The organism is Enterobacter sp. Tr-810 (genome assembly GCF_011752765.1).
In the GTDB taxonomy this organism is placed as follows: Bacteria; Pseudomonadota; Gammaproteobacteria; order Enterobacterales; family Enterobacteriaceae; genus Enterobacter; species Enterobacter soli.
The window spans coordinates 330,712-352,451 of record NZ_VWWW01000003.1; the positions used below are offsets into that span (position 1 = coordinate 330,712).

General features: G+C 56.9%; 23 protein-coding genes. 12 read left to right on the forward strand and 11 right to left on the reverse strand.

The window, feature by feature from the left end; genetic code table 11:
- Positions 1–3 precede the first annotated feature (3 nt).
- Genes entE through entH form a run of 4 tightly spaced genes read left to right on the forward strand, consistent with a single transcriptional unit; the run spans position 4 to position 3,648 of the window.
- On the forward strand, positions 4–1,614 hold the full coding sequence (entE, locus tag F3J30_RS11635; protein ID WP_166717349.1) for a (2,3-dihydroxybenzoyl)adenylate synthase EntE: 1,611 nt from the start codon (positions 4–6) through the stop codon (positions 1,612–1,614).
- 11 nt (positions 1,615–1,625) lie between these two features.
- Positions 1,626–2,480: an isochorismatase gene (locus F3J30_RS11640; protein WP_166717350.1), complete on the forward strand. Its 855-nt coding sequence runs from the start codon at positions 1,626–1,628 to the stop codon at positions 2,478–2,480.
- Complete coding sequence (gene entA / locus F3J30_RS11645; RefSeq protein ID WP_166717351.1) at positions 2,480–3,235, forward strand: 2,3-dihydro-2,3-dihydroxybenzoate dehydrogenase EntA; 756 nt, start codon at positions 2,480–2,482, stop codon at positions 3,233–3,235. Before F3J30_RS11640 ends, entA begins: the two co-directional genes overlap by 1 nt.
- The gene (entH, locus tag F3J30_RS11650) at positions 3,235–3,648 is read left to right on the forward strand and encodes a proofreading thioesterase EntH (RefSeq protein WP_166717352.1); all 414 of its coding nucleotides are present in this window, start codon (positions 3,235–3,237) and stop codon (positions 3,646–3,648) included. The genes entA and entH overlap by 1 nt, the downstream gene beginning before the upstream one ends.
- A gap of 81 nt (positions 3,649–3,729) precedes the next feature.
- Here the strand turns inward: entH and F3J30_RS11655 are convergent, their stop codons facing one another.
- The 3 genes from F3J30_RS11655 to F3J30_RS11665 are packed head-to-tail and all read right to left on the reverse strand — an operon-like array spanning position 3,730 to position 6,039.
- Complete coding sequence (locus F3J30_RS11655) at positions 3,730–4,842, reverse strand: M20 family metallopeptidase (protein WP_166717353.1); 1,113 nt, start codon at positions 4,840–4,842, stop codon at positions 3,730–3,732.
- Positions 4,843–4,855: 13 nt separating this feature from the next.
- Positions 4,856–5,320 (reverse strand): YjiG family protein, encoded by a 465-nt coding sequence (locus F3J30_RS11660; RefSeq protein ID WP_014069276.1) that lies wholly within the window; start codon positions 5,318–5,320, stop codon positions 4,856–4,858.
- Positions 5,317–6,039 (reverse strand): nucleoside recognition domain-containing protein, encoded by a 723-nt coding sequence (locus tag F3J30_RS11665; RefSeq protein WP_166717354.1) that lies wholly within the window; start codon positions 6,037–6,039, stop codon positions 5,317–5,319. Before F3J30_RS11665 ends, F3J30_RS11660 begins: the two co-directional genes overlap by 4 nt.
- Positions 6,040–6,306: 267 nt before the next feature.
- On the opposite strand from F3J30_RS11665, the gene cstA reads away from it, so the two are divergent.
- Entirely contained in the window at positions 6,307–8,412 is a 2,106-nt protein-coding gene (gene cstA, locus F3J30_RS11670) for a pyruvate/proton symporter CstA (RefSeq protein ID WP_166717355.1), read from the forward strand.
- A 59-nt stretch (positions 8,413–8,471) separates the two neighbouring features.
- Entirely contained in the window at positions 8,472–8,669 is a 198-nt protein-coding gene (locus tag F3J30_RS11675; RefSeq protein ID WP_006809671.1) for a YbdD/YjiX family protein, read from the forward strand.
- Here the strand turns inward: F3J30_RS11675 and F3J30_RS11680 are convergent.
- The 4 genes from F3J30_RS11680 to F3J30_RS11695 form a co-directional block, all read right to left on the reverse strand.
- A complete protein-coding gene (locus tag F3J30_RS11680) occupies positions 8,666–9,070 on the reverse strand; it encodes a helix-turn-helix transcriptional regulator (RefSeq protein WP_014069279.1) in 405 nt (134 codons plus the stop codon). The two genes, F3J30_RS11675 and F3J30_RS11680, sit on opposite strands and share 4 nt — an antisense overlap.
- Positions 9,051–9,347 carry a type II toxin-antitoxin system RelE/ParE family toxin gene (locus F3J30_RS11685; RefSeq protein WP_166717356.1) on the reverse strand — a complete coding sequence of 99 codons (297 nt, stop codon included), beginning with the start codon at positions 9,345–9,347 and terminating at the stop codon, positions 9,051–9,053. The genes F3J30_RS11680 and F3J30_RS11685 overlap by 20 nt, the downstream gene beginning before the upstream one ends.
- Positions 9,348–9,530: 183 nt before the next feature.
- Positions 9,531–10,274, reverse strand: a complete 744-nt coding sequence (locus F3J30_RS11690) for a 3-oxoacyl-ACP reductase family protein (protein WP_166717357.1) — start codon at positions 10,272–10,274, stop codon at positions 9,531–9,533.
- A gap of 57 nt (positions 10,275–10,331) precedes the next feature.
- Positions 10,332–11,420 carry an oxidoreductase gene (locus tag F3J30_RS11695; protein ID WP_166717358.1) on the reverse strand — a complete coding sequence of 363 codons (1,089 nt, stop codon included), beginning with the start codon at positions 11,418–11,420 and terminating at the stop codon, positions 10,332–10,334.
- A 162-nt stretch (positions 11,421–11,582) separates the two neighbouring features.
- Between F3J30_RS11695 and F3J30_RS11700 the strand changes: the two genes are divergently transcribed.
- The 4 genes from F3J30_RS11700 to F3J30_RS11715 all read left to right on the forward strand — a co-directional run bounded on the left by F3J30_RS11700 (position 11,583) and on the right by F3J30_RS11715 (position 16,496).
- Complete coding sequence (locus tag F3J30_RS11700; RefSeq protein ID WP_166717359.1) at positions 11,583–13,085, forward strand: sugar ABC transporter ATP-binding protein; 1,503 nt, start codon at positions 11,583–11,585, stop codon at positions 13,083–13,085.
- Positions 13,082–14,077: an ABC transporter permease gene (locus F3J30_RS11705; RefSeq protein WP_166717360.1), complete on the forward strand. Its 996-nt coding sequence runs from the start codon at positions 13,082–13,084 to the stop codon at positions 14,075–14,077. Before F3J30_RS11700 ends, F3J30_RS11705 begins: the two co-directional genes overlap by 4 nt.
- A 29-nt stretch (positions 14,078–14,106) precedes the next feature.
- Positions 14,107–15,171 carry a sugar ABC transporter substrate-binding protein gene (locus tag F3J30_RS11710; protein ID WP_014069285.1) on the forward strand — a complete coding sequence of 355 codons (1,065 nt, stop codon included), beginning with the start codon at positions 14,107–14,109 and terminating at the stop codon, positions 15,169–15,171.
- Between the two features lie 83 nt (positions 15,172–15,254).
- Positions 15,255–16,496: an LVIVD repeat-containing protein gene (locus F3J30_RS11715; RefSeq protein ID WP_348771117.1), complete on the forward strand. Its 1,242-nt coding sequence runs from the start codon at positions 15,255–15,257 to the stop codon at positions 16,494–16,496.
- Between the two features lie 84 nt (positions 16,497–16,580).
- Here F3J30_RS11715 and mtnK read toward each other — a convergent pair whose 3' ends face one another.
- A complete protein-coding gene (gene mtnK, locus F3J30_RS11720; RefSeq protein ID WP_166717476.1) occupies positions 16,581–17,780 on the reverse strand; it encodes an S-methyl-5-thioribose kinase in 1,200 nt (399 codons plus the stop codon).
- A 105-nt stretch (positions 17,781–17,885) separates the two neighbouring features.
- Here mtnK and mtnA point away from each other — a divergent pair, with 105 nt between their 5' ends.
- Entirely contained in the window at positions 17,886–18,902 is a 1,017-nt protein-coding gene (mtnA, locus tag F3J30_RS11725; RefSeq protein ID WP_166717362.1) for an S-methyl-5-thioribose-1-phosphate isomerase, read from the forward strand.
- Positions 18,903–18,945: 43 nt separating this feature from the next.
- A complete protein-coding gene (locus tag F3J30_RS11730; protein ID WP_166717363.1) occupies positions 18,946–19,431 on the forward strand; it encodes an SRPBCC family protein in 486 nt (161 codons plus the stop codon).
- Positions 19,432–19,869: 438 nt separating this feature from the next.
- Here F3J30_RS11730 and F3J30_RS11735 read toward each other — a convergent pair whose 3' ends face one another.
- The 3 genes from F3J30_RS11735 to F3J30_RS11745 are packed head-to-tail and all read right to left on the reverse strand — an operon-like array spanning position 19,870 to position 21,709.
- Entirely contained in the window at positions 19,870–20,412 is a 543-nt protein-coding gene (locus F3J30_RS11735; protein WP_166717364.1) for an acireductone dioxygenase, read from the reverse strand.
- Positions 20,409–21,098, reverse strand: a complete 690-nt coding sequence (mtnC, locus tag F3J30_RS11740; RefSeq protein WP_014069291.1) for an acireductone synthase — start codon at positions 21,096–21,098, stop codon at positions 20,409–20,411. Before mtnC ends, F3J30_RS11735 begins: the two co-directional genes overlap by 4 nt.
- Positions 21,095–21,709: a methylthioribulose 1-phosphate dehydratase gene (locus F3J30_RS11745; RefSeq protein WP_166717365.1), complete on the reverse strand. Its 615-nt coding sequence runs from the start codon at positions 21,707–21,709 to the stop codon at positions 21,095–21,097. The genes mtnC and F3J30_RS11745 overlap by 4 nt, the downstream gene beginning before the upstream one ends.
- Between the last annotated feature and the right edge of the window lie 31 nt (positions 21,710–21,740).

Genomic DNA, 21,740 nt, shown 5'->3' on the forward strand with positions numbered 1-21,740 from the left:
ATTATGACTGTCCCCTTTACCCGTTGGCCGGACGAGTTTGCCCGCCGCTATCGTGAAAAAGGCTACTGGCAGGATCTGCCTCTGACCCGCATTCTGACCCACCACGCCAATAATGACGCGGTGGCCATCATCGACGGTGAGCGCCGTTATACCTACCGCCAGTTTAATGAGGCGGTGGATAACCTTGCCAGTTCGTTACAGTCCCGGGGGCTGAAACGTGGCGATACCGCGCTGGTGCAGCTGGGAAATGTCGCTGAGTTTTACATTACCTTCTTTGCGCTGTTACAGGCGGGTGTTGCGCCCGTTAACGCGCTCTTCAGCCATCAGCGCAGCGAGCTGAATGCCTATGCGATGCAGATCAAACCAGCATTGCTGATTGCCGATCGCGATCACACGCTGTTTGCCGGCGATGAGTTCCTCACCGCATTTGTGAATGAGCACCGCTCGGTGCGCGTGGTGTTGCTGCGTGGCGATAACGGCGAGCACGCACTGGACGCGGCGATTGCCCGTCCGGCGGATAATTTCATCCCCAACCCGACACCTGCCGACGAAGTGGCTTTCTTCCAGCTTTCTGGCGGAAGCACCGGCACGCCGAAGCTGATCCCGCGTACTCACAACGATTACGACTACAGCATTCGTCGCAGTAACGAGATTTGCGGTATTACCGCAGACACTCGTTATCTGAACGCGCTGCCCGCTGCGCACAACTACGCCATGAGCTCGCCGGGATCGCTTGGCATCTTTACGGCTGGTGGCTGCGTGGTGCTGGCGAACGATCCGAGCGCCACGCTCTGTTTCCCGCTGATTGAAAAACACCAGATTAACGTGACCTCGCTGGTGCCGCCTGCGGTCAGCCTGTGGCTCCAGGCGATTGCCGAAGGCGCGGGCAACGCGCAGTTGCGCTCGCTGAAGCTGTTGCAGGTGGGGGGCGCTCGCCTTTCTGCAACGCTTGCCGCACGCATTCCGGCGGAGATTGGCTGCCAGCTCCAGCAGGTATTTGGTATGGCGGAAGGGCTGGTGAACTACACCGCGCTCGACGATTCCCCGGAACGCATCATGAACACCCAGGGCCGCCCGATGTGCCCGGATGACGAAGTGTGGGTAGCCGATGAGCATGGCAACCCGCTGCCGCGCGGTGAAGTGGGGCGGCTGATGACGCGCGGGCCATATACCTTCCGTGGGTATTTCAACAGCCCGGCGCACAACGCCAGCGCCTTTGATGCCAACGGCTTTTACTGCTCCGGCGATCTGATCGCCATTGACGAGCAGGGCTACATCACCGTACAGGGGCGCGAGAAAGATCAGATCAACCGTGGTGGCGAGAAGATCGCCGCAGAAGAGATCGAAAACCTGCTGCTGCGCCACGAGTCGGTGATCCACGCGGCGCTGGTAAGCATGGAAGACAGCCTGCTGGGCGAGAAAAGCTGCGCATATCTGGTGGTGAAACAGCCGCTGCGCGCGGTAGAGGTACGTCGCTTCCTGCGCGAACAGGGCGTTGCCGAATTCAAACTGCCGGACCGCGTGGAGAGCGTTGATGCGCTTCCGTTAACGCCTGTCGGCAAAGTCGATAAGAAACAGTTGCGCCTGTGGCTCGCTGAACGCGCCCAGGGCTGAGGAACACGAACATGGCCATTCCAAAATTAACCGCTTACGCACTGCCCACTGCCGCAGACCTGCCGAACAACAAAGTGAACTGGGCGTTTGAGCCAGAGCGTGCTGCGCTGTTAATCCACGACATGCAGGAGTATTTCCTGAATTTCTGGGGTGAAAACAGTCCAATGATGGCGCAAGTGGTGGCGAACATCGCCAAAATTCGCGCTTACTGCAAAGAACATAACATTCCGGTTTACTACACCGCCCAGCCGAAAGAGCAGAGCGATGAAGACCGTGCCCTGCTGAACGACATGTGGGGGCCGGGTCTGACCCGTTCGCCGGAGCAGCAGCGTATCGTGGCGGAGCTGGCGCCAGACGAAGCCGACACCGTACTGGTGAAATGGCGTTATAGCGCATTCCACCGCTCGCCGCTGGAATTGATGCTGAAAGAAACCGGGCGTAACCAACTGCTGATCACCGGGGTTTACGCCCATATCGGCTGCATGACCACCGCCACCGATGCATTTATGCGTGACATCAAACCGTTCTTTATCGCCGATGCGCTGGCCGATTTCACCCGTGAAGAACACCTGATGTCCCTGAACTACGTGGCAGGGCGTTCCGGCCGCGTACTGATGACCGAGGAACTGCTGCCATCCATTCCGGCCTCAAAAGAGGCGTTGCGTGCGATGATTCTGCCGCTGCTGGATGAGTCCGATGAGCCAATGGATGACGAAAACCTGATCGACTACGGTCTGGATTCCGTGCGCATGATGGCGCTGGCCGCACGCTGGCGCAAAGTGCATGGCGATATCGACTTTGTGATGCTGGCGAAAAACCCAACCCTCGATGCCTGGTGGGCGCTGCTCTCCCGCGAGGTGAAGTAATGGAAGGATTCGATTTTACCGGCAAAACCGTCTGGGTGACGGGGGCAGGTAAGGGCATTGGTTACGCAACGGCTCTGGCATTTGCCGGGGCGGGCGCACAGGTGATCGGGTTCGATTTGGCGTTTCCGCTGGGGGATTACCCCTTTGCCACTGAAACCCTTAACGTGGCGGACTCCGTGCAGGTGACTGAGGTGTGCGGGCGAGTGCTCGCCTCTGTTGATCGCCTTGACGTGCTGGTCAACGCCGCCGGGATCCTGCGTATGGGCGCAACGGATCAGCTTTCGCAGGAGGACTGGCAGCAGACCTTCGCCGTGAACGTTGGCGGGGCGTTTAACCTGTTCCAGCAGACAATGGGCCAGTTTCGCCGCCAGCAGGGCGGGGTGATTGTTACCGTTGCGTCTGACGCTGCGCATACCCCGCGTATCGGCATGAGCGCGTATGGCGCGTCAAAAGCGGCGCTGAAAAGCCTGGCGCTCACCGTCGGACTGGAGCTGGCGGGTAGCGGCGTGCGCTGTAATCTGGTGTCGCCGGGTTCAACCGATACCGATATGCAGCGCACGCTGTGGAAAAGTGACGATGCAGAACAGCTGCGTATTCGCGGTTTTGGCGAGCAGTTTAAGCTTGGTATTCCGCTGGGTAAAATCGCCCGTCCGCAGGAGATTGCCAACACCATTCTGTTCCTGGCCTCCGACTATGCCAGCCATATTACCTTGCAGGATATTGTGGTGGACGGCGGCTCCACGTTGGGGGCGTGATGATCTGGAAACGTCATTTATCGCTTGAAGCACTGAACGCGACCAGCCAGAACACCATGGTGGCGCATCTGGGCATTGTCTATACCAAAATCGGTGACGACACGCTGGAGGCCGAAATGCCGGTGGATGTGCGCACTCATCAGCCGTTTGGCCTGCTGCACGGCGGGGCGTCTGCCGCACTGGCCGAAACGCTTGGCTCAATGGCCGGTTTTCTGATGACCCGCGACGGGCAGAACGTGGTGGGCACAGAACTGAATGCCACGCACCATCGCGCGGTGTCCCAGGGCAAGGTGCGCGGTGTGTGTCAGCCGCTGCATCTGGGGCGTTCCAGCCAGAGCTGGGAGATTGTGGTGTTCGACGAACAGGGACGGCGCTGCTGTACCTGTCGGTTGAGTACCATGGTGCTGGGTTAGCGCTGTTGCCGGGTGGCGGCTGCGCCTTACCCGGCCTACAGGTTTCGTAGGCCCGGTAAGCGAAGCGCCACCGGGCACGTATTACATCATCGACACGATCCGCTTTAACAAACGAATTCTCGGCTCAATCGACGCCTTATCCAGCCACTCCGCCGGGCTGTGGAATCCTGCGCCAACCGGCCCTAAGCCGTCGAGCGTAGGGATGCCCAGCGCGGCGGTGTGGTTGGCATCGCTTCCGCCGCCGACCGCCTGCCAGGTGATGGCAATGCCTTCCGCTTTTCCCGCTGCTTCCACTTGCTGCATTAGTACCTGTGTCGCTTCACTGGTGGCCATCGCCGGCTTGTGATTGACCTGCGTCAGGGTGGTCGTCACCCCGTCTAAAAAGCCTTTTTCACATAATGCGTTAAGTGCTTGATTCACCCTGTCGTACTCGTCGTTTTCCCAGAAGCGAACATCCAGCTCAGCGACGGCTGTATCCGCCACCACGTTCGCCGCACTGCCGCCGTGGATCACCCCGACGTTGAGCGTGGTTCCACGATCCCAGTTGGTCAGCGCGTTGATGGTGATAACGCTGTTCGCCAGCGCCGTAATCGCCGAGCGGCCTTTCTCCGGGTCGTTACCCGCGTGTGCCGCCACACCGCTAAAGGTGAGGTGATAGCCCGCCATTCCTTTGCGCGCTTTGACCAGCGAGCCGTCGGCGCGTGCGGCTTCGCATACCAGCACGCAGCGAGAACGTTTTGCCAGCTCGCCAATCCACTGGTGAGAATGTACCGAACCGGTCTCTTCGTCCGGGTTCATCGCCACGGCAATGGACAGGCGATTTTTGTCCGCTGCGTCAAGCCCGCGCATCGCCCACAAAATATTCAGAAGTCCGCTCTTCATATCCGACACACCGGGGCCGTACAGGCGAGAATCGTCCTCGCTCATCGGGCGCTCGGCCACGGTACCTGGCCCAAACACGGTATCAAGATGGCCGACCAGCAGCACGTCGAAGTGCGTCGTCCGGGGTTTATTGGTCACGAATACACCCGGCCCGACCTGGTTGCCTAAATCCACCTGTTCGGTGTGCCAGCCTTCCTGCTGCCAGAGTGCTTCGATAATGCCTGCAACCGTTGCCACGCCCGTAAGAGTCTGGGTGCCGCAGTCTACGTTCACCAGCGTTTTCAGTTCTTCAATGTAATGATCCAGATTCATGATGATGTCCTGTTCAGAGAATAATGCGCATCAGCAGCATGGCTAAAAAAGCGTTGATGACCGAAATGGCAATCATCAGCGGAATACGTTTGGCGCGGGTGCCGATGACCCCCAAAATGCGGCCGAGATACTGCACCTGCGACCCCATCAGGTAGATGGCGGGAGCGAGGATCGCCAGGTGCTCCCCGCTGATAATGCCTTTATCAAACAAGCCAATGGCTACGCCAATACCGCCGCCCATCGACATCCAGCCGCCAATCAGCACGGCCGCAGCCTCACCTGGCAGACCAAAAAGACCCATCAGCGGAGCGAAGATCATGCCCAGCCCTTTTAGCGCGCCGGTGATTTCAAGCGCTTTAATGATGATAAAGGCCATCACTACGTTGGGCAGGGTGCTGCTGGTGGCAATGCTCCAGCCTTTACGCGCGCCTTCGACAAACACATCGGTGATAACGGGGTTAGATTGTGGGGCACTCATACGGTGTCTCCTTTTGCCGGTTGCTGCACCAGGGCTTCTTTGCCCGTAAACGTCAGGATCAGGCGCAGCAGATTTGCGCCGACAATCTTCATGATGAACATTACGGCAATACAGGCACCGATGGAGGTCGGAACCGCCGCCGTACCGTCAACGGCAATCAGCGTAAACAGGATCGCCCCGGAGGAGAAAAAGTTGGTGATCATTGCTCCGGCGGAGAACTGGAACATGGCAAAAACGTCTTTTTCTTTTTCGCTGATTTGCCCTTCGTCGGACAAGTTGCGGGTCAGAGATGCGCCCACGTCAGTACTTTGCAGGCTGCCAATCAGCGCCAGCCCGGTAGTGCCGGGGATACCCAATAAAGGGCGTAGCAGGGGAGTTAAGAGCTTACGTGCGGCACGCAGCGCGCCGTAATGCTCCAGCACGTTGATCATCCCAAGGGCAAACATCACTGCCGGAATTAACCCCAGCGCGAACAGAAATCCGTCCATCGCGCCGCTGCCGCCGGTGCCGCGAAAGGCGCTGCTGGCGGTCGTCAGGGTGCCATCGTCCAGGCTGGCCTTGCTGACCACCTTGCCAAATGCCCCGTTGAGAGTGGTGAAATCAAAGACGCCGTACCACTCCTTTCCGCCTAACAGGCCGGAGAAGAAAACGGCAGCGAAAGCCAGCGCAAAGTACGCGCCGGGCCCAACCTTATGTTCCTGAGGTAGTGAACTGTTCATATCCTTTTCCTTGTATGCGCGGAATGCGCAGATTCATTCTGGCGAGGCTATGACCTGAAAAGATGATGCAAATCATCCCGTAAGGCGGTGGCAGGAGGAAAAAGGCAAAAGTGTGACCGCTGACAGCGCGAAAGTGATCGGCTTAACAATGTGATGTAAATGTCTGGTTTGACCACACATTATTGCGTTTCAAAGTTGTTAAATTTTGGGCGTTGTTCTAGAAACAAAATGTAACATCTCACTGTTTCACAACAACGGACAACCACTATGAACAACTCAGGGAAATACCTTACATGGGCAGTGCTCTCCGTTGTGGGAGCATTTGCCCTGGGCTATATCGCCCTCAACCGGGGGGAACAGATCAATGCGCTCTGGATAGTTGTCGCCTCCGTCTGCATTTATCTGATCGCGTATCGTTTTTATGGCCGCTATATCGCCAAAAATGTGCTGGCGGTTGACGCCACGCGCATGACACCCGCGGTCCGTCATAATGACGGGCTGGACTATGTTCCCACCGATAAGAAAGTGTTGTTCGGCCACCACTTTGCCGCTATTGCCGGGGCAGGCCCGCTGGTGGGGCCGGTGCTGGCCGCTCAGATGGGGTATTTGCCGGGGATGATTTGGATCCTGGCGGGCGTTGTGCTGGCAGGGGCGGTGCAGGACTTTATGGTGTTGTTCGTCTCTACCCGCCGCGACGGGCGGTCGCTGGGTGAACTGGTGAAAGAGGAGATGGGTGCCACCGCCGGGGTGATTGCACTGGTGGCGACCTTTATGATTATGGTGATCATTCTGGCGGTGCTGGCAATGATTGTGGTGAAAGCGCTGACCCACAGCCCGTGGGGGACGTATACCGTCGCCTTTACCATTCCGCTGGCGCTGTTTATGGGCATTTACATCCGCTATCTGCGCCCGGGGCGTATTGGCGAGGTGTCGGTGATTGGCCTGGTGTTCCTGGTGTTCGCCATTATCTCTGGTGGCTGGGTGGCGGAAAGCCCGACCTGGGCGCCGTTCTTCGACTTTACCGGCGTGCAGCTGACCTGGATGCTGGTGGGCTACGGCTTTGTGGCGGCAGTTCTGCCCGTGTGGCTGCTGCTGGCCCCGCGTGATTACCTCTCGACCTTCCTGAAAATCGGCACCATTGTTGGGCTGGCTATCGGCATTCTGATTATGCGCCCGACGCTGACCATGCCTGCGTTGACCAAATTTATTGATGGTACTGGCCCGGTCTGGACCGGCAACCTGTTCCCGTTCCTGTTTATTACCATCGCCTGTGGTGCGGTGTCTGGCTTCCACGCGCTGATTGCCTCGGGTACCACACCGAAAATGCTCGCCAATGAAAATCAGGCCTGCCTGATTGGTTACGGCGGGATGCTGATGGAATCCTTCGTGGCGATTATGGCGCTGGTATCTGCCTGTATTATCGACCCGGGCGTGTACTTTGCGATGAACAGCCCGATGGCAGTGCTGGCTCCAGCCGGAACCGTTGACGTGGTGGCATCTGCCGCGCAGGTGGTGAGCGGCTGGGGCTTTGCCATTACGCCAGATACGCTGACCAGTATTGCTAATGAAGTGGGCGAGCAGTCGATTATTTCACGTGCGGGTGGTGCGCCTACGCTGGCGGTCGGGATGGCGTACATTCTGCATGGTGCGCTTGGCGGGCTGATGGATGTGTCGTTCTGGTATCACTTCGCCATTCTGTTTGAAGCCCTGTTTATCCTGACGGCGGTGGACGCGGGTACACGTGCGGCACGCTTTATGTTGCAGGATCTGCTGGGCGTTATCTCCCCGAACCTGAAACGGACAGATTCGTTACCTGCCAACCTGCTGGCAACGGCGCTGTGTGTCCTGGCGTGGGGTTATTTCCTGCATCAGGGGGTGGTGGATCCGCTGGGCGGAATTAACACCCTGTGGCCGCTGTTTGGTATTGCCAACCAGATGCTCGCCGGGATGGCGCTGATGCTCTGTGCGGTAGTGCTGTTCAAGATGAAGCGGCAGCGTTACGCCTGGGTGGCGTTACTGCCAACCGCGTGGCTGCTGATCTGTACGCTGACCGCGGGCTGGCAGAAAGCCTTCAGCCCGGATAACAAAGTGGGCTTCCTGGCGATCGCCAACAAGTTCCAGGCGATGATCGACAGCGGTAAGATCCCGGCACAATATACGGAGTCACAGCTGTCGCAGTTGGTGTTTAACAACCGTCTGGATGCCGGGTTGACCATCTTCTTTATGGTGGTGGTCGTGGTGCTGGCGTTGTATTCTCTTAAAACCGCGCTGGCGGCGCTGAAAGAAGACAAGCCGACGGCAAAAGAGACACCGTACGAGCCAATGCCAGAAAACCTGGAAGAGATTGTGACCCAGGCGAAAGGGGCGCATTGATCCCCCTCACCCTAACCCTCTCCCCAACGGGGAGAGGGGACAAAAACGAGAAACTGACTATGTTCGACACCCTCTCTAAAGCAGGCAAATACTTAGGCCAGGCCGCCAAAATGATGATTGGCGTGCCAGATTACGATAACTACGTCGAGCATATGCGCGTCAATCATCCCGACCAGACGCCGATGACCTACGAAGAATTTTTCCGCGATCGCCAGGATGCCCGTTACGGTGGTAAGGGCGGCGCGAAGTGTTGTTAACCCTCTTTCGGTAAATAGAGGCTTATCTGTTCCTGCTTACAGCCGTAGATCGCCGCCAGTTTTTCACGGGTACGTTTTTGCGGGCGAGAGTCAATGGCCTCAAGCTGCGACACTGCGGACTGGCTTATGCCGAGTTTCTCCGCCACCTCCTGCTGTGATAACCCGCAATGGATGCGCCATGCAGCCTGCAGGCTGACGTTCTGCCAGGTCATGATGCTGCACACTTCACCGGGCAATTCAACGTCATCCAGACTATCGTGTTCGACTTCAATATCCTCCAGATCGTCGTCGGTTTCGTCATCAATCTCAGCCATCTGCAAGCACATGCGGAAGTATTCGTGATAAGGAATAACCACGTACTGCGTTTTTCCGTTATCGTCCTTAATTAGCTGAACAGCCATAGGTGGCTTTCTCCTCGTGCAGGTAAGTTGTTGATGTTCTGCGCTTGATGGCCAGAACATAACAATGGTCATCGGGATCGTCCCGAAGCGTATAGATGATGCGGTAATCGCCAACGCGAAGCCGGAAATGATTTTCTGTTGTCGATATTTTTTTGATATCGGGCCGGGGAGCCGAGCGGTCATCCAGTTCGGTAAGCTTTACCTCAATGCGGCGCTGATACCGCTCGTCAATTCTGGAAAAAGCCTTTTTTGCACCATTAGACCAGACAATCTTCATCCGTACCTCCACTGTACGCCCACACAAAATATAAGGAAATAATAAGACTATTAGATAAATTCCGAATTTCCTATAGGGCACTGTAGAACGGACAAAAAGCGCGAGAAACAGGCAAAATGTAAACCGTCGAGGCAGCTCGAAAACACCTCTGCCGGGCGACAGAGGTGTACATGAAAAATGCGATCAGGCGTTCAGACCGCCATCCACGTCCAGACCGGTGCCGGAAATTTGCCCGGCGGCAGGACTGGCCAGGAAGGTGACGGCAGCGGCGATATCGTCTGGCTGACCATAATGACCCACGGCAATCATCTGACGCTGGGCTTCAGCCTGTTCGCCGTCTTCCGGGTTCATATCGCTGTTGGTTGGGCCGGGATGCACCAGATTAACGGTAATACCGCGCGGCCCCAGATCGCGGGCCAGCCCCCGGGTGAAGGAATTGAGGGCAGATTTGGTCATGGCGTAAACGGCGATACCGGGCATTGCCACGCGGTTAGCGAGGCAACTGCCGATATTGATAATGCGTCCGCCGTCGGACATATGCACCAGCGCTTCCTGGGTGGTAAGCACCACGCCACGGATGTTGACGTTAATCATCGCGTCAATATCTGCAATCGTCAGGGCTTCCAGCGGGCCGCCGCGTGCAATCCCGGCGTTGTTGACCAGGATATCCAGGCCTCCAAGGGTACGCGCTGCGTGACTCACGGCTTCCTGAATGGCCTCGGCGCTGGCGCTGTCGGCCTGAATTGCCTCGCAGTGCCGCCCAAGCGCCTTTATCTCACTGGCGACGGCCTGGGCTTTATCAGCGGATTTTTCATACGTAATAACCACATCGGCACCGGCGCGCGCCAGCGACAGTGCAATAGCACGACCCAATCCACGGCTGGCGCCGGTGACCAACGCCTTCTTACCTGTTAAATCGATCTGCATGATGACCTCGTTGTGGGAGTGGTGAGAATCATCATTAGGTATAGACGCTTCGGCTGATTAGCGGTTGAAGGATTCCACCTTCTCAAACGCAGCGCGCAGAATTTCAGGCGTGAGAGTAACCGGTAAATAGTGAATCGACTCCACCGGACGCAGGGTGTGGGTAATCACCTTGTCCAGGTCGCTGCGATTGTTGATATCGACGTCCAGCTCACGCAACGTAGTCGGCAGGTTAAAGCGCTGATATGCGGCCACCAGTTGCGCCAGCACATCGTCCTGGCCGAGCAGGGCGCTTTGCACCAGAATGCCGTACGCCACTTTGGTGCCGTGGAGATATTTTTCGGTTTGTGGCAACACGGTTAACCCGTTATGTACTGCATGAGCGGCCGCCACCCGGGTATAGCGTTCGCCCAGACCGCCCACCATGCCGCCACCGGCGATAATGGCATCCACCACGTCGCGGAATGCCTGCGTCTCTTCGCCACGCTGCTGGTCAGCCAGCGCCTCTTCACTGCGTTCCAGCAGCACATCACGGATTGCCAGCGCGCCGTTGATCCCCAGACGTACGGTCAGCGGCAGGTTTTCCGGCTGTGGAGCCAGTACGACTGCTTCGTACCATTTCGCGAGCGTATCGCCGATGCCCGCCAGCAGGTATTCCGCAGGGGCATTCAGGATGATTTGCGGCTCCACCAGCACCAGGAAGTTGGCATCATCGAAGATTTCGAACTGCAACGCCTGGCCCGCATCGTTATACCAGACGGAAAGCGGCGTCCAGGCCGCGCAGGTGGCGGCAATGGTCGGGATCGCCACCACCGGCACACCCAGACGGCGTGCCACGGCTTTGGCGGTATCGAGCAATGCCCCGCCGCCAACGCCAATCACCACGCTTCGGTCTTCACCGGCATCATTCACCAGATGGGTAACATCCCGCTCGCTACAGTGGCCTTTAAATAACAGATGCTTTGCACCCGCGGTGTTAAAGCTCTCTGGCAGGAAAGGAAGGGCACCCTCGATGGCGCGTTCGCCGTAAATCCACACCGCACGGGAAAGCTGCTCAGGGGTAAAGAAATCATTCAGATGCGCAAGGCTTCCTGGATGAGAGAAGTAGTTTGCAGGGCCGGAAACGACGCGGATATCGGTATTACTCATGGTGTTGTCCTTAATTTTAGGAAGCGCTAACTTGATGTTATGTCTGGACATCCAGATGGCTAATAATATTTTGCTTTATCTTATGCCTTTTCTGTCGTTGTCAGTCAACCGGAGCTGTGAAAAATTCAATAAATCAAAATATTAATGAAGGATTTAACGCGGATGGTTTCCAGTCGCCTTGAGATGCGCGGTATCAGCCTGGCCTTTTCTGGCTTTCAGGCGCTGTCGCGCGTGGATTTCACGCTGATCGGCGGAACCGTACACGCGCTGACCGGTGCTAATGGTGCAGGAAAATCGACGCTGATGGCGGTGCTGTGCGGGACGCACGATCATTATGAAGGCGAGATCTGCATAAACAACCAGCCGGTGACAATCCGCGAGCCGCTCGATGCCAAACAGCTGGGCATCCATCTGGTGCAGCAGGAAGTAGATGTGGCGCTGATCCCGGGCTTAAGCATTGCTGAAAACATTATGCTCGATCAGCTGGCGCAGCCGGGACATGGCTACAACTGGCGCGCAATTCGCCAGCAGGCACGCCAGGCACTGGCGCAGCTGGATGTGACGCTGGATGTGCGCCGCTCTATCGACAGCTGCACCCTTGCCGAAAAACAGCAAATTTTGCTGGCGCGGGCGCTGTCGCACCACTGCCGTTTTTTGATCCTCGACGAACCCACCGCCCCGCTGGATACCCATGAAAGCGAGCGCCTGTTCACAGTGGTCAAACGCCTGCAACAGCAGGGTATTGGCGTGGTGTTTATCTCCCACCGTATTCACGAACTGAAAGCCATCTGCGACACCTTAACGGTGCTGCGCGACGGCAAGCTGATTGAGTCGGGCCCGATGGCGATGCTCAGCGGCGAGGAAATAGTCGAGAAAATGCTTGGCCACGAGCTGAGCGATATCTACCCGCCAGCGCGCCCTCCGCACAGCGAGGAAACGCTGCTGCGGGTTGAAGGATTGCACGATGAAGCGCTGCTGAAAGATATCTCCCTGCATTTGCGTAAGGGAGAAATCCTTGGCATTGCGGGCCTGGCGGGGGCGGGGAAAACCGAACTCTGCAAAGCGCTTTTTGGAGCCAGCAAAAGCCGCGTGACGCGTGGTGAACTGAATCATCAGCCCTGGCAGCCGCGCAGCCCGGCGGATTCGGTGCAGCGTGGTCTGGCGCTGGTGCCGGAAGAGCGGCGTAAAGAGGGCATTTTTATTGATGAACCGGTAAGCATGAACCTGGCCGTGACGGCGGATAACTCGTTTTCACGCTGGAGCCTGTTTGGTCATCGCCAGGCGTGGCGCTGGGCGGAAGAGGTAATTGCCCGCGTGGGCGTTCGGGCGCGTGGGCCGGGTCAGGTGTTGCGTCGTCTTTCCGGCGGTAACCAGCAGAAAGTCGCCATCGGCAAATGGCTGCGCAACGATGCCAGCGTACTGATTTTTGATGAACCCACCAAAGGCGTGGACGTGAAAGCCAAAACCGATCTGTTCCAGCTCATTGATGGGCTGGCGCGTGAGGGTAAAGGGGTGATTTACGCCTCAGGCGAGTTTGCCGAACTGGTGGGATTATGCGATCGCATCTGCGTGTTGTGGGATGGTCGCGTTGTGGCGGAGATCGCCGGGGCCGAGGCCCGAGAAGAGACATTACTTTATTATTCAACCGGAGGAACGGCGTCGTGAGCAAGGCCCTTTCAGTGACTGCGGCGGCGTCTGGCCGTCAGCAAATTTTTGATTTTCTTTATAAATGGGGCATGTTGCTGACTGTCGTCGCGCTGGTGGCCGTTTTTGGCCTGGCATCGGACAACTTCCTCGATCCCAACAACATCATCAATATTCTGCGCTCCATCGCCATCGTGACGGTCATCGCCATCGGGGTGTCGATTTCGCTAACCATCGGCGGGTTTGATCTCTCGGTAGGCTCGACCGCATCGCTGGCTAACGCGCTGGTCATTTCGCTGTTCGTCTGGCACGGCTTTGGCACCACCGAGTCGATTCTGATCACGCTTGCACTCTGTACCCTGGTCGGGCTGTTCAATGCCTTCCTGATTGTCATCCTGCGTATTCCGGACATGCTGGCAACGCTTGCCAGTTTGTTTGTGATCCAGGGGGTGGCGATGACCTACAGCTATGGCGGGTCGATTACTGAAAACATGGTGCTGCCAAGCGGCGACATGGCGGAAGGGACTATTCCGGCGGCGTTCAGCCTGCTGGGGCAAGTGCCGACTATTGTCATCATCATGCTGGTGGTCACCATTCTGGCTCAACTGGGGCTGTCGCTGACCACCCACGGACGCCGCATGTACGCCATTGGCGGCAACCCGGAAGCGGCACGCCTGTCGGGCATCCGCACCACGCGCTACAAGGTGGCGGCCTACGTGATTGCCTCTTTGCTGGCCGGACTCGGCGGTATTTTGCTGGCCTCGCGTATTGGCTCATCGCAGGTGAATGCAGGTGGGGGCTACCTGATGGATGCGGTGGCAGCCGCGTGGATCGGTTTCTCGCTGGCAGGCTCTGGTAAATCGAACGCACTCGGTACGCTGGTCGGGGCGGTGATCCTCGGCGTGCTGTCGAATGGCCTGGTGATGCTCTCGGTGCCGTACTACGCCATGGACATTATAAAAGGGCTGGTGCTCGCAGTGGCACTGGCGATTACTTACATACAAAAACGCTAACGACTTATAACAACACAACGGGATAACAGATGAAAAAAATCGCACTCTCTTTGGTGGCATTAGGGTTATTGACTGCATTGCCAGGCTATGCGGCCACGCCAGCGCCAGTTCCGGCAGCCATTGCAAGCCACGAAGGCCCAATCCGTATTGCCGTGATCCGTAACCTCGGCTCTGACGACAACACCACTCAGTTTGTCGCCGGTGCCATTCAGGAAGGGAAAAAGCTCGGCTTTAAGGTCAGCACCTTTTTAAGCAACGGTGATGACGCCAAATTCCAGGACTTCGTGAACCAGGCGATTAGCCAGAAGTATGACGGGATTATCCTCTCTCAGGGTCGCGATCCGTATTCGACTGCGCTGGTGAAGAAAGCAGTGGATGCCGGAATTAAAGTTTCGGTGTTTGATACTGCCGTTAACGGTGAGATCCCTGGCGTGACCGTCACCCAGCAGGATGACGCTTCTCTGACCAATCTCTCTTTCGGCCAGCTGGCGAAAGATTTCAACGGCAAGGCGAACATCGTCAAGCTGTGGGTGGCAGGCTTCCCGCCGATGGAGCGCCGCCAGGCCGCGTATAAAGAGCTGCAAAAGCAGTATCCGGATATCAAAGAGCTGGAATCCATCGGCGCAGTGTCTTCTGACGTGCAGGGCGACACGGCGAATAAAGTGGGTGCGATCCTGGCGAAATACCCGAAAGGCAAAATCGACGCCATCTGGGGAACCTGGGACGCGTTCAGCCAGGGCGCGTATAAGGCTCTGAAAGAGAATGGTCGTACCGAAATCAAACTCTACAGCATCGACATTTCTAACCAGGATTTGCAGCTGATGCGTGAATCCGGTAGCCCGTGGAAAGTGAGCGTGGCCGTCGATCCGAAGCTGATTGGCGCGACAAACGTGCGTCTGATTGCCAACAAGATTGCCGGTGAGACCACGCCTGCAACATACGATTTCAAAGCCGCGGCGATCCCGCAGGCGCTGCTGACCGCGCAGCCAGGTGCGGTGAATGTGGCGTCACTGGGCAAAATTATCCCGGGTTGGGGCCAGACCGAAGATTTTATCGCGCCGTGGTTTGCGACGCTGGAAGCGAAGGCAAAATAATGCCCGGTGGCGTCAGGTGCGCCTGATGCCCTCACCCCATCCCTCTCCCACAGGGAGAGGGAGAAAACCAAAAGGAGCTCATGGTGACCCAATTACCGCCTCCAGAGTACAGCCGCAATATGCGGCTGATTGGCCATAGCGACCAGGGTGGTCGCCCGGACGGCGTGCAGCTGATGGTGCATCGCGGTTTTGCGTATGTTGGCCATATGGTGTCGCAGGGGTTTTCGATTGTGGACGTACGCGACCCGAAAAATCCAAAAGCGGCAGGCTATGTGCCTGCGCCGCCAGGCACCTGGAATGTGCATTTGCAGGCGCATGACGACCTGTTGCTGGTGATCAACGCCCGGGATCTGTTTGCCGATGCCCGTTTCGCGGATGAAAAGGTCTACTACACCCGCCAGGTGGGGGAAACCGTCAGCGATGTGCAGGATAAAGGCTGGAGCGCCGGGCTGCGGGTGTTTGATATCTCCACGCCGGATAAACCACGTGAAATCGGCTTTTTGTCGCTGAACGGCATCGGTATTCACCGTATCTGGTATGTGGGTGGACGCTGGGCGTACGTGTCAGCGCTGATCGACGGTTTCACCGATTACATCTTCCTGACCATTGACCTGGCCGATCCGCGCAAGCCCGAAGTGGCGGGGCGCTGGTGGCTGCCGGGGATGAACCAGGCAGATGGTGAGCAACCCAACTGGCCAGAAGGTAAACGTTACGCGCTGCACCACGCGATTATCGCCGGAGACACTGCCTACGGCAGCTGGCGCGATGGCGGTCTGACGCTGCTGGATGTGAAAGACAGAACCCAGCCGAAGCTGATTAGCCATCGAAACTGGAGCCCGCCATTTGGTGGTGGTACCCACACCGCACTGCCTTTACCGGATCGCGATCTGCTGGTGGTGCTGGACGAAGCGGTGCTTGATAACCAGCAAGATGGTGAAAAGTTGATCTGGCTGTTTGATATTCGCGAGCCGTCGAATCCGGTGAGTATTTCGACCTTCCCGCAGCCGGATGAAATTGACTACGTGGCGAAAGGGGCGCATTTCGGCCCGCATAACCTGCATGAAAACCGGCCGGGCAGCTTCGTCAGTTCAACGCTGATTTTCGCCACCTATCAGAATGCGGGCGTGCGGGCGTATGACATTTCTAATCCGTATCGCCCGGTTGAAACAGGTGCCCTTGTTCCTGCGGCACCGGCAAAGATGATGGATACGCGTCCGAATCGCCCGCAGGTGATCCAGTCGTGCGATGTGTTTGTGGACACCCAGGGGATTATCTACAGCACGGATTATAACGGCGGGTTGTCGGTGATTGAGTATTTGGGATGAGTGCGGTTTGATGCCCTCACCCCGACCCTCTCCCACGGGGAGAGGGAGGAAACCTAAGGCGAAGCTGCCACCCGGCAAAAGTAATCAGCTGTACTGACGCACTCGTGCCACCAGCTCTTCCACGTTGTCGATGCGGTCAGCAATCACAATCAATGCTCTGCCTAGCGTAATGGCATGACGCAGACATTCGTGGCGCATGGCTTCATCCTGAATGGTGTCGATATCGGCCACGTGCGAAAGCCCCACGCTGCGGCGAATCAGTTCGGTGCCGCAGAAGCCGATGGCATCTTTCCACACTTTTTTCAGGAACTCAGAAGCATAGCCTGGTGCGCTCAGCGCGGCATCGCGCGTTTTCTCATGTGCCAGCGCCTGGAAGCGTTCTGCGAACGTACTCCACAATTCCTGAATATCGGTAAGGCGCTGTTCACGGGCGGCGGCGGCATCACGAATGCCCAGATGGCCTGGCAAGCCGCAGAAGTTCAGCAGCAGATTGCCGATGGCCGTACCCACGTCGAAACCGATCGGGCCGTAATAGCCAAATTCCGCATCGATAGCTTTCAGGCTACCCTCAGCCACGAAAATAGAGCCGCTATGGATATCACCGTGCAGCAAGGCTTCGGCCTGGGAGAAGAAACGGTGCTTGAGTGAGGCCACCGCGATCTTTAACTGGGCGTCGTCACGCAGGGCGGCCACGTCGTTTTCCAGCGCAGTAGGGTAGTTGTTGCGCTCGTGGATCTGGTACGGATCGTTGAAGAACAGATCTTCGGTGATCTCGCACATCTCCGGGTTAATGAACTTCGCTACCTGCGCTTTTTTATCGTGCGGGTGCAGATAAAAGTCGCTGGTGTGGAACAGCGTGTGGGCGAGATATTCCCCCAGCTGGCGCGCGGCCTGCGGGTAGAAGGTGTTTTTAATCAGCTCGCCGCGCCAGATGTTATGGCTGGAGAGATCTTCCATCACCATCACCGCCAGCTCCGGGTCGAAGTGGTGAATTTTAACGGTGTGCTGCGGGCTATGCTGGTAATGCTCAACCAGGGTTTGCGCCTCCAGACGGGCGCGGTCCAGCGTTAGCGGCCAGGACTCGCCAACACAGCGGACGTAAGGCAGGGCTTGTTTCACGATAATGCGGCTCACGCCCTGCGTATCGAAAATTTTGAAAACCAGATTGAGGTTGCCGTCGCCCACTTCCTGCGCATCCACCAGTGATGATGGGTTATCAAGGCCGCCAAACTGCTTTGCATACTCCACGGCGTCCTGGGCGGTAAAGGTACGGTATTGCGACATTGCCTGTTCCTCACTGATTTTGGTAATAAAGACATTTAGACGTCTATACATCTGGATTTCATCCTGACACAATGTGATACATCAACGCAACAGAGAATTAACGACATGCAGACATTACAGACGACCAGCCTGCGGGTGGCGGAAAATCAGCTATTTATTCTCGATCAGCAGGCGCTTCCGCAGGAGAAACGCTGGCTGGATGCTTCCACCACCGAGGCGCTGGTGGGGCATATCCACGCCCTGCGCGTGCGTGGCGCACCGCTGATTGGGCTTTCTGCAAGCCTGTTGCTGGCCCTGCTGGCTGAAAACGGCAAAAGTCGTGACGAGTTGGCTCTGGCGCTGGAGACGTTGCGTGCCTCCCGCCCGACGGCGGTTAACCTGATGAATAACCTCGACCGCATGAAGCTGGCGCTGTGGCAGGAAGATTTCGTTCCGGCGCTGGTGGCGGAAGCGCTGCGCCTGATTGACGAAGATAAACAGCTTTGCGACGCCATTGCGAAAGCCGGTAGCGCGCTGGTGAAGCCCGGCAGCCGTCTGCTGACCCACTGCAACACCGGCGGGCTGGCAACGGCTGGGGTCGGTACGGCGCTTGGGGTGATTGCTCGTGCTCATCAGGAAGGCAATGTCAGCAACGTGTGGGTGGACGAAACGCGCCCTCTGTTGCAGGGCGGTAGACTGACCGCATGGGAGCTGGGTGAGCTGGGTGTGCCGTATCAGCTGATTACCGATTCAATGGCCGCCAGCCTGATGGCAAAAGGGCAGGTGGACGCCGTGTGGGTCGGTGCAGACCGCATTGCTGCTAACGGCGACGTGGCGAATAAAATTGGCACTTACTCGCTGGCGGTACTGGCGAAATTCCACGGTATTCCGTTCTACGTGGCTGCCCCGCAAACCACGCTCGACCCGGATTGCCCGAACGGTGAAGCGATCCCAATTGAACAACGCGCTGCCAGCGAAGTGACAGGTGTGGCGGGCAGCTTCGGCGCAGTGCAGTGGGCACCGGAAAATGCGCAGGTTTACAATCCGGCGTTTGACGTCACACCTGCGTCGCTTATCAGTGGGTGGGTGCTGGATACCGGCGTAGTGATACCAGAGGACGTGGCAAAGGGGAAATTTGCCTGAGCCGGACTATTCTTTAAGGGTTTACCTTAAAGAGGACCGTAACGTGACTCTTGATCCTGATACTGACCTAAAACTGGAACGCGTGGTGGATGCGCCACGCGATCTGCTGTGGCTCTGCTGGACCACACCGGAACATATCAAAAACTTCTTCATCCCCGTCCCTCATAAAGTGACCGAATGCGACCTCGACCTGCGCGTGGGTGGGCGGTTTAACACCGTCTTTGAGGTGGATGGACAACGGATGGACAACAAGGGCGTCTTTCTGGAGATTGACCCGGGCAGGAAACTGGTCTTTACCGATGGCTATACCGAAGACTGGAAACCGGCTGAAAAACCTTTTATGACAGCAATTCTGCTGCTGGAAGATGCAGGAGAAGGCAAAACCCGCTACACCGCGATTGCACGTCATCCAACGGCGGAAATCCGTGAACAGCATGAACAGATGGGCTTCCACGAAGGGTGGGGGATTGTGCTGGATCAGCTGGTTGAGTATGTGAAATCTCTTAGACCCCCTCTCACACAGAGCTGAGAGATCCCCAGTAATGTTTGTCTTTATTCAGCGATGACATTACGCCATTGAAATAAAAGACTTACCGCGGCGCCATGGTCCGGCTGAAAATTGCCGAAGCGTTTCCTGTAGGCCGGGGCGAGGCGCATGGATGCGCCGAGAGGGCGCGACTTGCATGGACGCTTCATCGCGCCCGACCCGAAAGCCGGAAGGAATAAGCTGAGGGTCACCGCGAAGCGGCGATTTTCTTGCCGGGAGCCCGGGTCGCCAGGGTGGTGGCGGTGAGCCACCCTGGCACGTTCACGTGTTATGGGGTGACAGAGTAGCAAGGAACGTAAAGTGAACGGAATGACCACCTGAGCTGTATGTTCCCGCTCACCCCAACCCTCTCCCACAGGGAGAGGGAGCCGTACGTGCTCGTATCTTTTGTGGGGAGCACTCAAAGAGGGAGCTTAAGCATTACGCGAGTTTCGGATACCCATCCGCAATATCATCACCGGTAAACTTCGCCACCCAGCCTTCCGGGTTATCGAAAATACGGATCGCCGTAAAGTTCGGCTCTGAACCCATATCAAACCAGTGCGGCGTGCCTGCCGGCACAGAAATCAGATCGTTTTTCTCGCACAGCACCTGATATACCTCGTTGCCAATGTGCAGGCAAAACAGCCCGGCACCTTCAACAAAGAATCGCACTTCGTCTTCACCGTGGGTGTGCTCGTTCAGGAACTTCGCGCGTAGCGCTTCTTTTTGCGGGTTATCGGCGCGCAGGCTGATCACATCCCAGCTCTGATAACCTTTCTCGGCCACCAGTTTGTCGATCGCGTGCTGATAGGCGTTGATCACCGTTTCCGGCGCAGGATCGCGGCCTAAATCACGGTCGGCGACCCAGCGTTCAAAACGCACGCCTTTCGCGTTGAGCTGTTGAGCGATCTCGTCGGCATCGGTGCTGTGCCAAAGGTATTCGCTCGCGTCTTTATCAGAATAAATGGTTAATGCGCTCATGAAGGGATCTGCTCCGGGTTAATCTCGTCAAACTGGTGAACCTGATGGTGGTGGCTTGCGCCATCATCATCACCACGAATCAGTTGCAGGGTACGAAAACCTGCCTGTTCGGCGGCGTCCAGCTCCTGATGAATATCCGACAGGAACAGGATCTGCGACGGGGCAATGCCCGTTTGCGCCGCAATATTCTGATATGACTGCACTTCTCGTTTGGCACCAATGTGGGTATCAAAATAGCCGCTGAACAGATGAGTAATATCACCTTCGTCGCTGTAGCCAAATAACAGTTTCTGCGCAGCAACCGAACCTGAGGAATAAACATACAGATCAATGCCTTGCGCTTTCCATTTTTCCAGCGCAGGCAACACGTCAGGGTAGAGATGGCCGGTAAAGTCGCCATTCACGTAGCCGTCATGCCAGATGATGCCCTGAAGGGCTTTCAGCGCCGTCGATTTACGGTCTTCATCCATAAACGCAAACAGCGCTTCGGTCAGTTCGCTGGCGCTGGCGTGCGGGTTGCTGATTTCATCACGCAGGTTGTCCAGAATGGATTTGACCGGCTCGGCGTACTGCTGAGCGGTCACAAAGGCCGCCAGACGCTCACGCGCATAGGGGAACAAAACATTATGGACAAAACGGATATCGCTGGTCGTCCCTTCAATATCCGTCACAATCGCGCGAATCATACTCTCTCCAGTTGTCGTAAACGCATTTCGCATTCAAATAAGAATTCAAGGCCTTCCAGATGGCGGCGGGCTTCTGCCACGTCACGTCCCCAGCAGGTTAAGCCATGACCGCGAAGAAGAAAACCATAATTAAGCATACGTTCTTGTGCGTAATGGGCGATTCGTGAGGCGAGGGCGTCAATATCCTGGTCATTATCGAATACCGGGATGACAACGGTATCCAGATGCGTGGTCTGGCCGCTGAGGGATTTTTGCATTTCAAAACCGCTGATGTGCAGCTCGGGCGCTTTCACCAGACGCGACAAGACTGTGGCGTTTACGGTATGGACATGCAGCACGGCATTAGCCTGCGGAAACAGGCGATAGATTAATGTATGTAGCCCGGTTTCTGCCGAAGGTTTACGCCCCGATGGCGCACGGTTAGTGGCGATCTCCACTTGCAGGAAATCATCTGTGGTAAGACTGCCTTTGTCTTTACCTGATTCACTCAGCCAGCAAAGTTCATGATCATGGCGAACGGACATGTTGCCGCCGGTTGCCGGAGCCCAGCCTTTTGCCCCAATCCAGCGGCAGGCGTCAACAAGGTGTGTGAGTTGCAGGTTGTCTGTCATGTTCCTTTACCCTCTGTCTGCCAGGAATAAT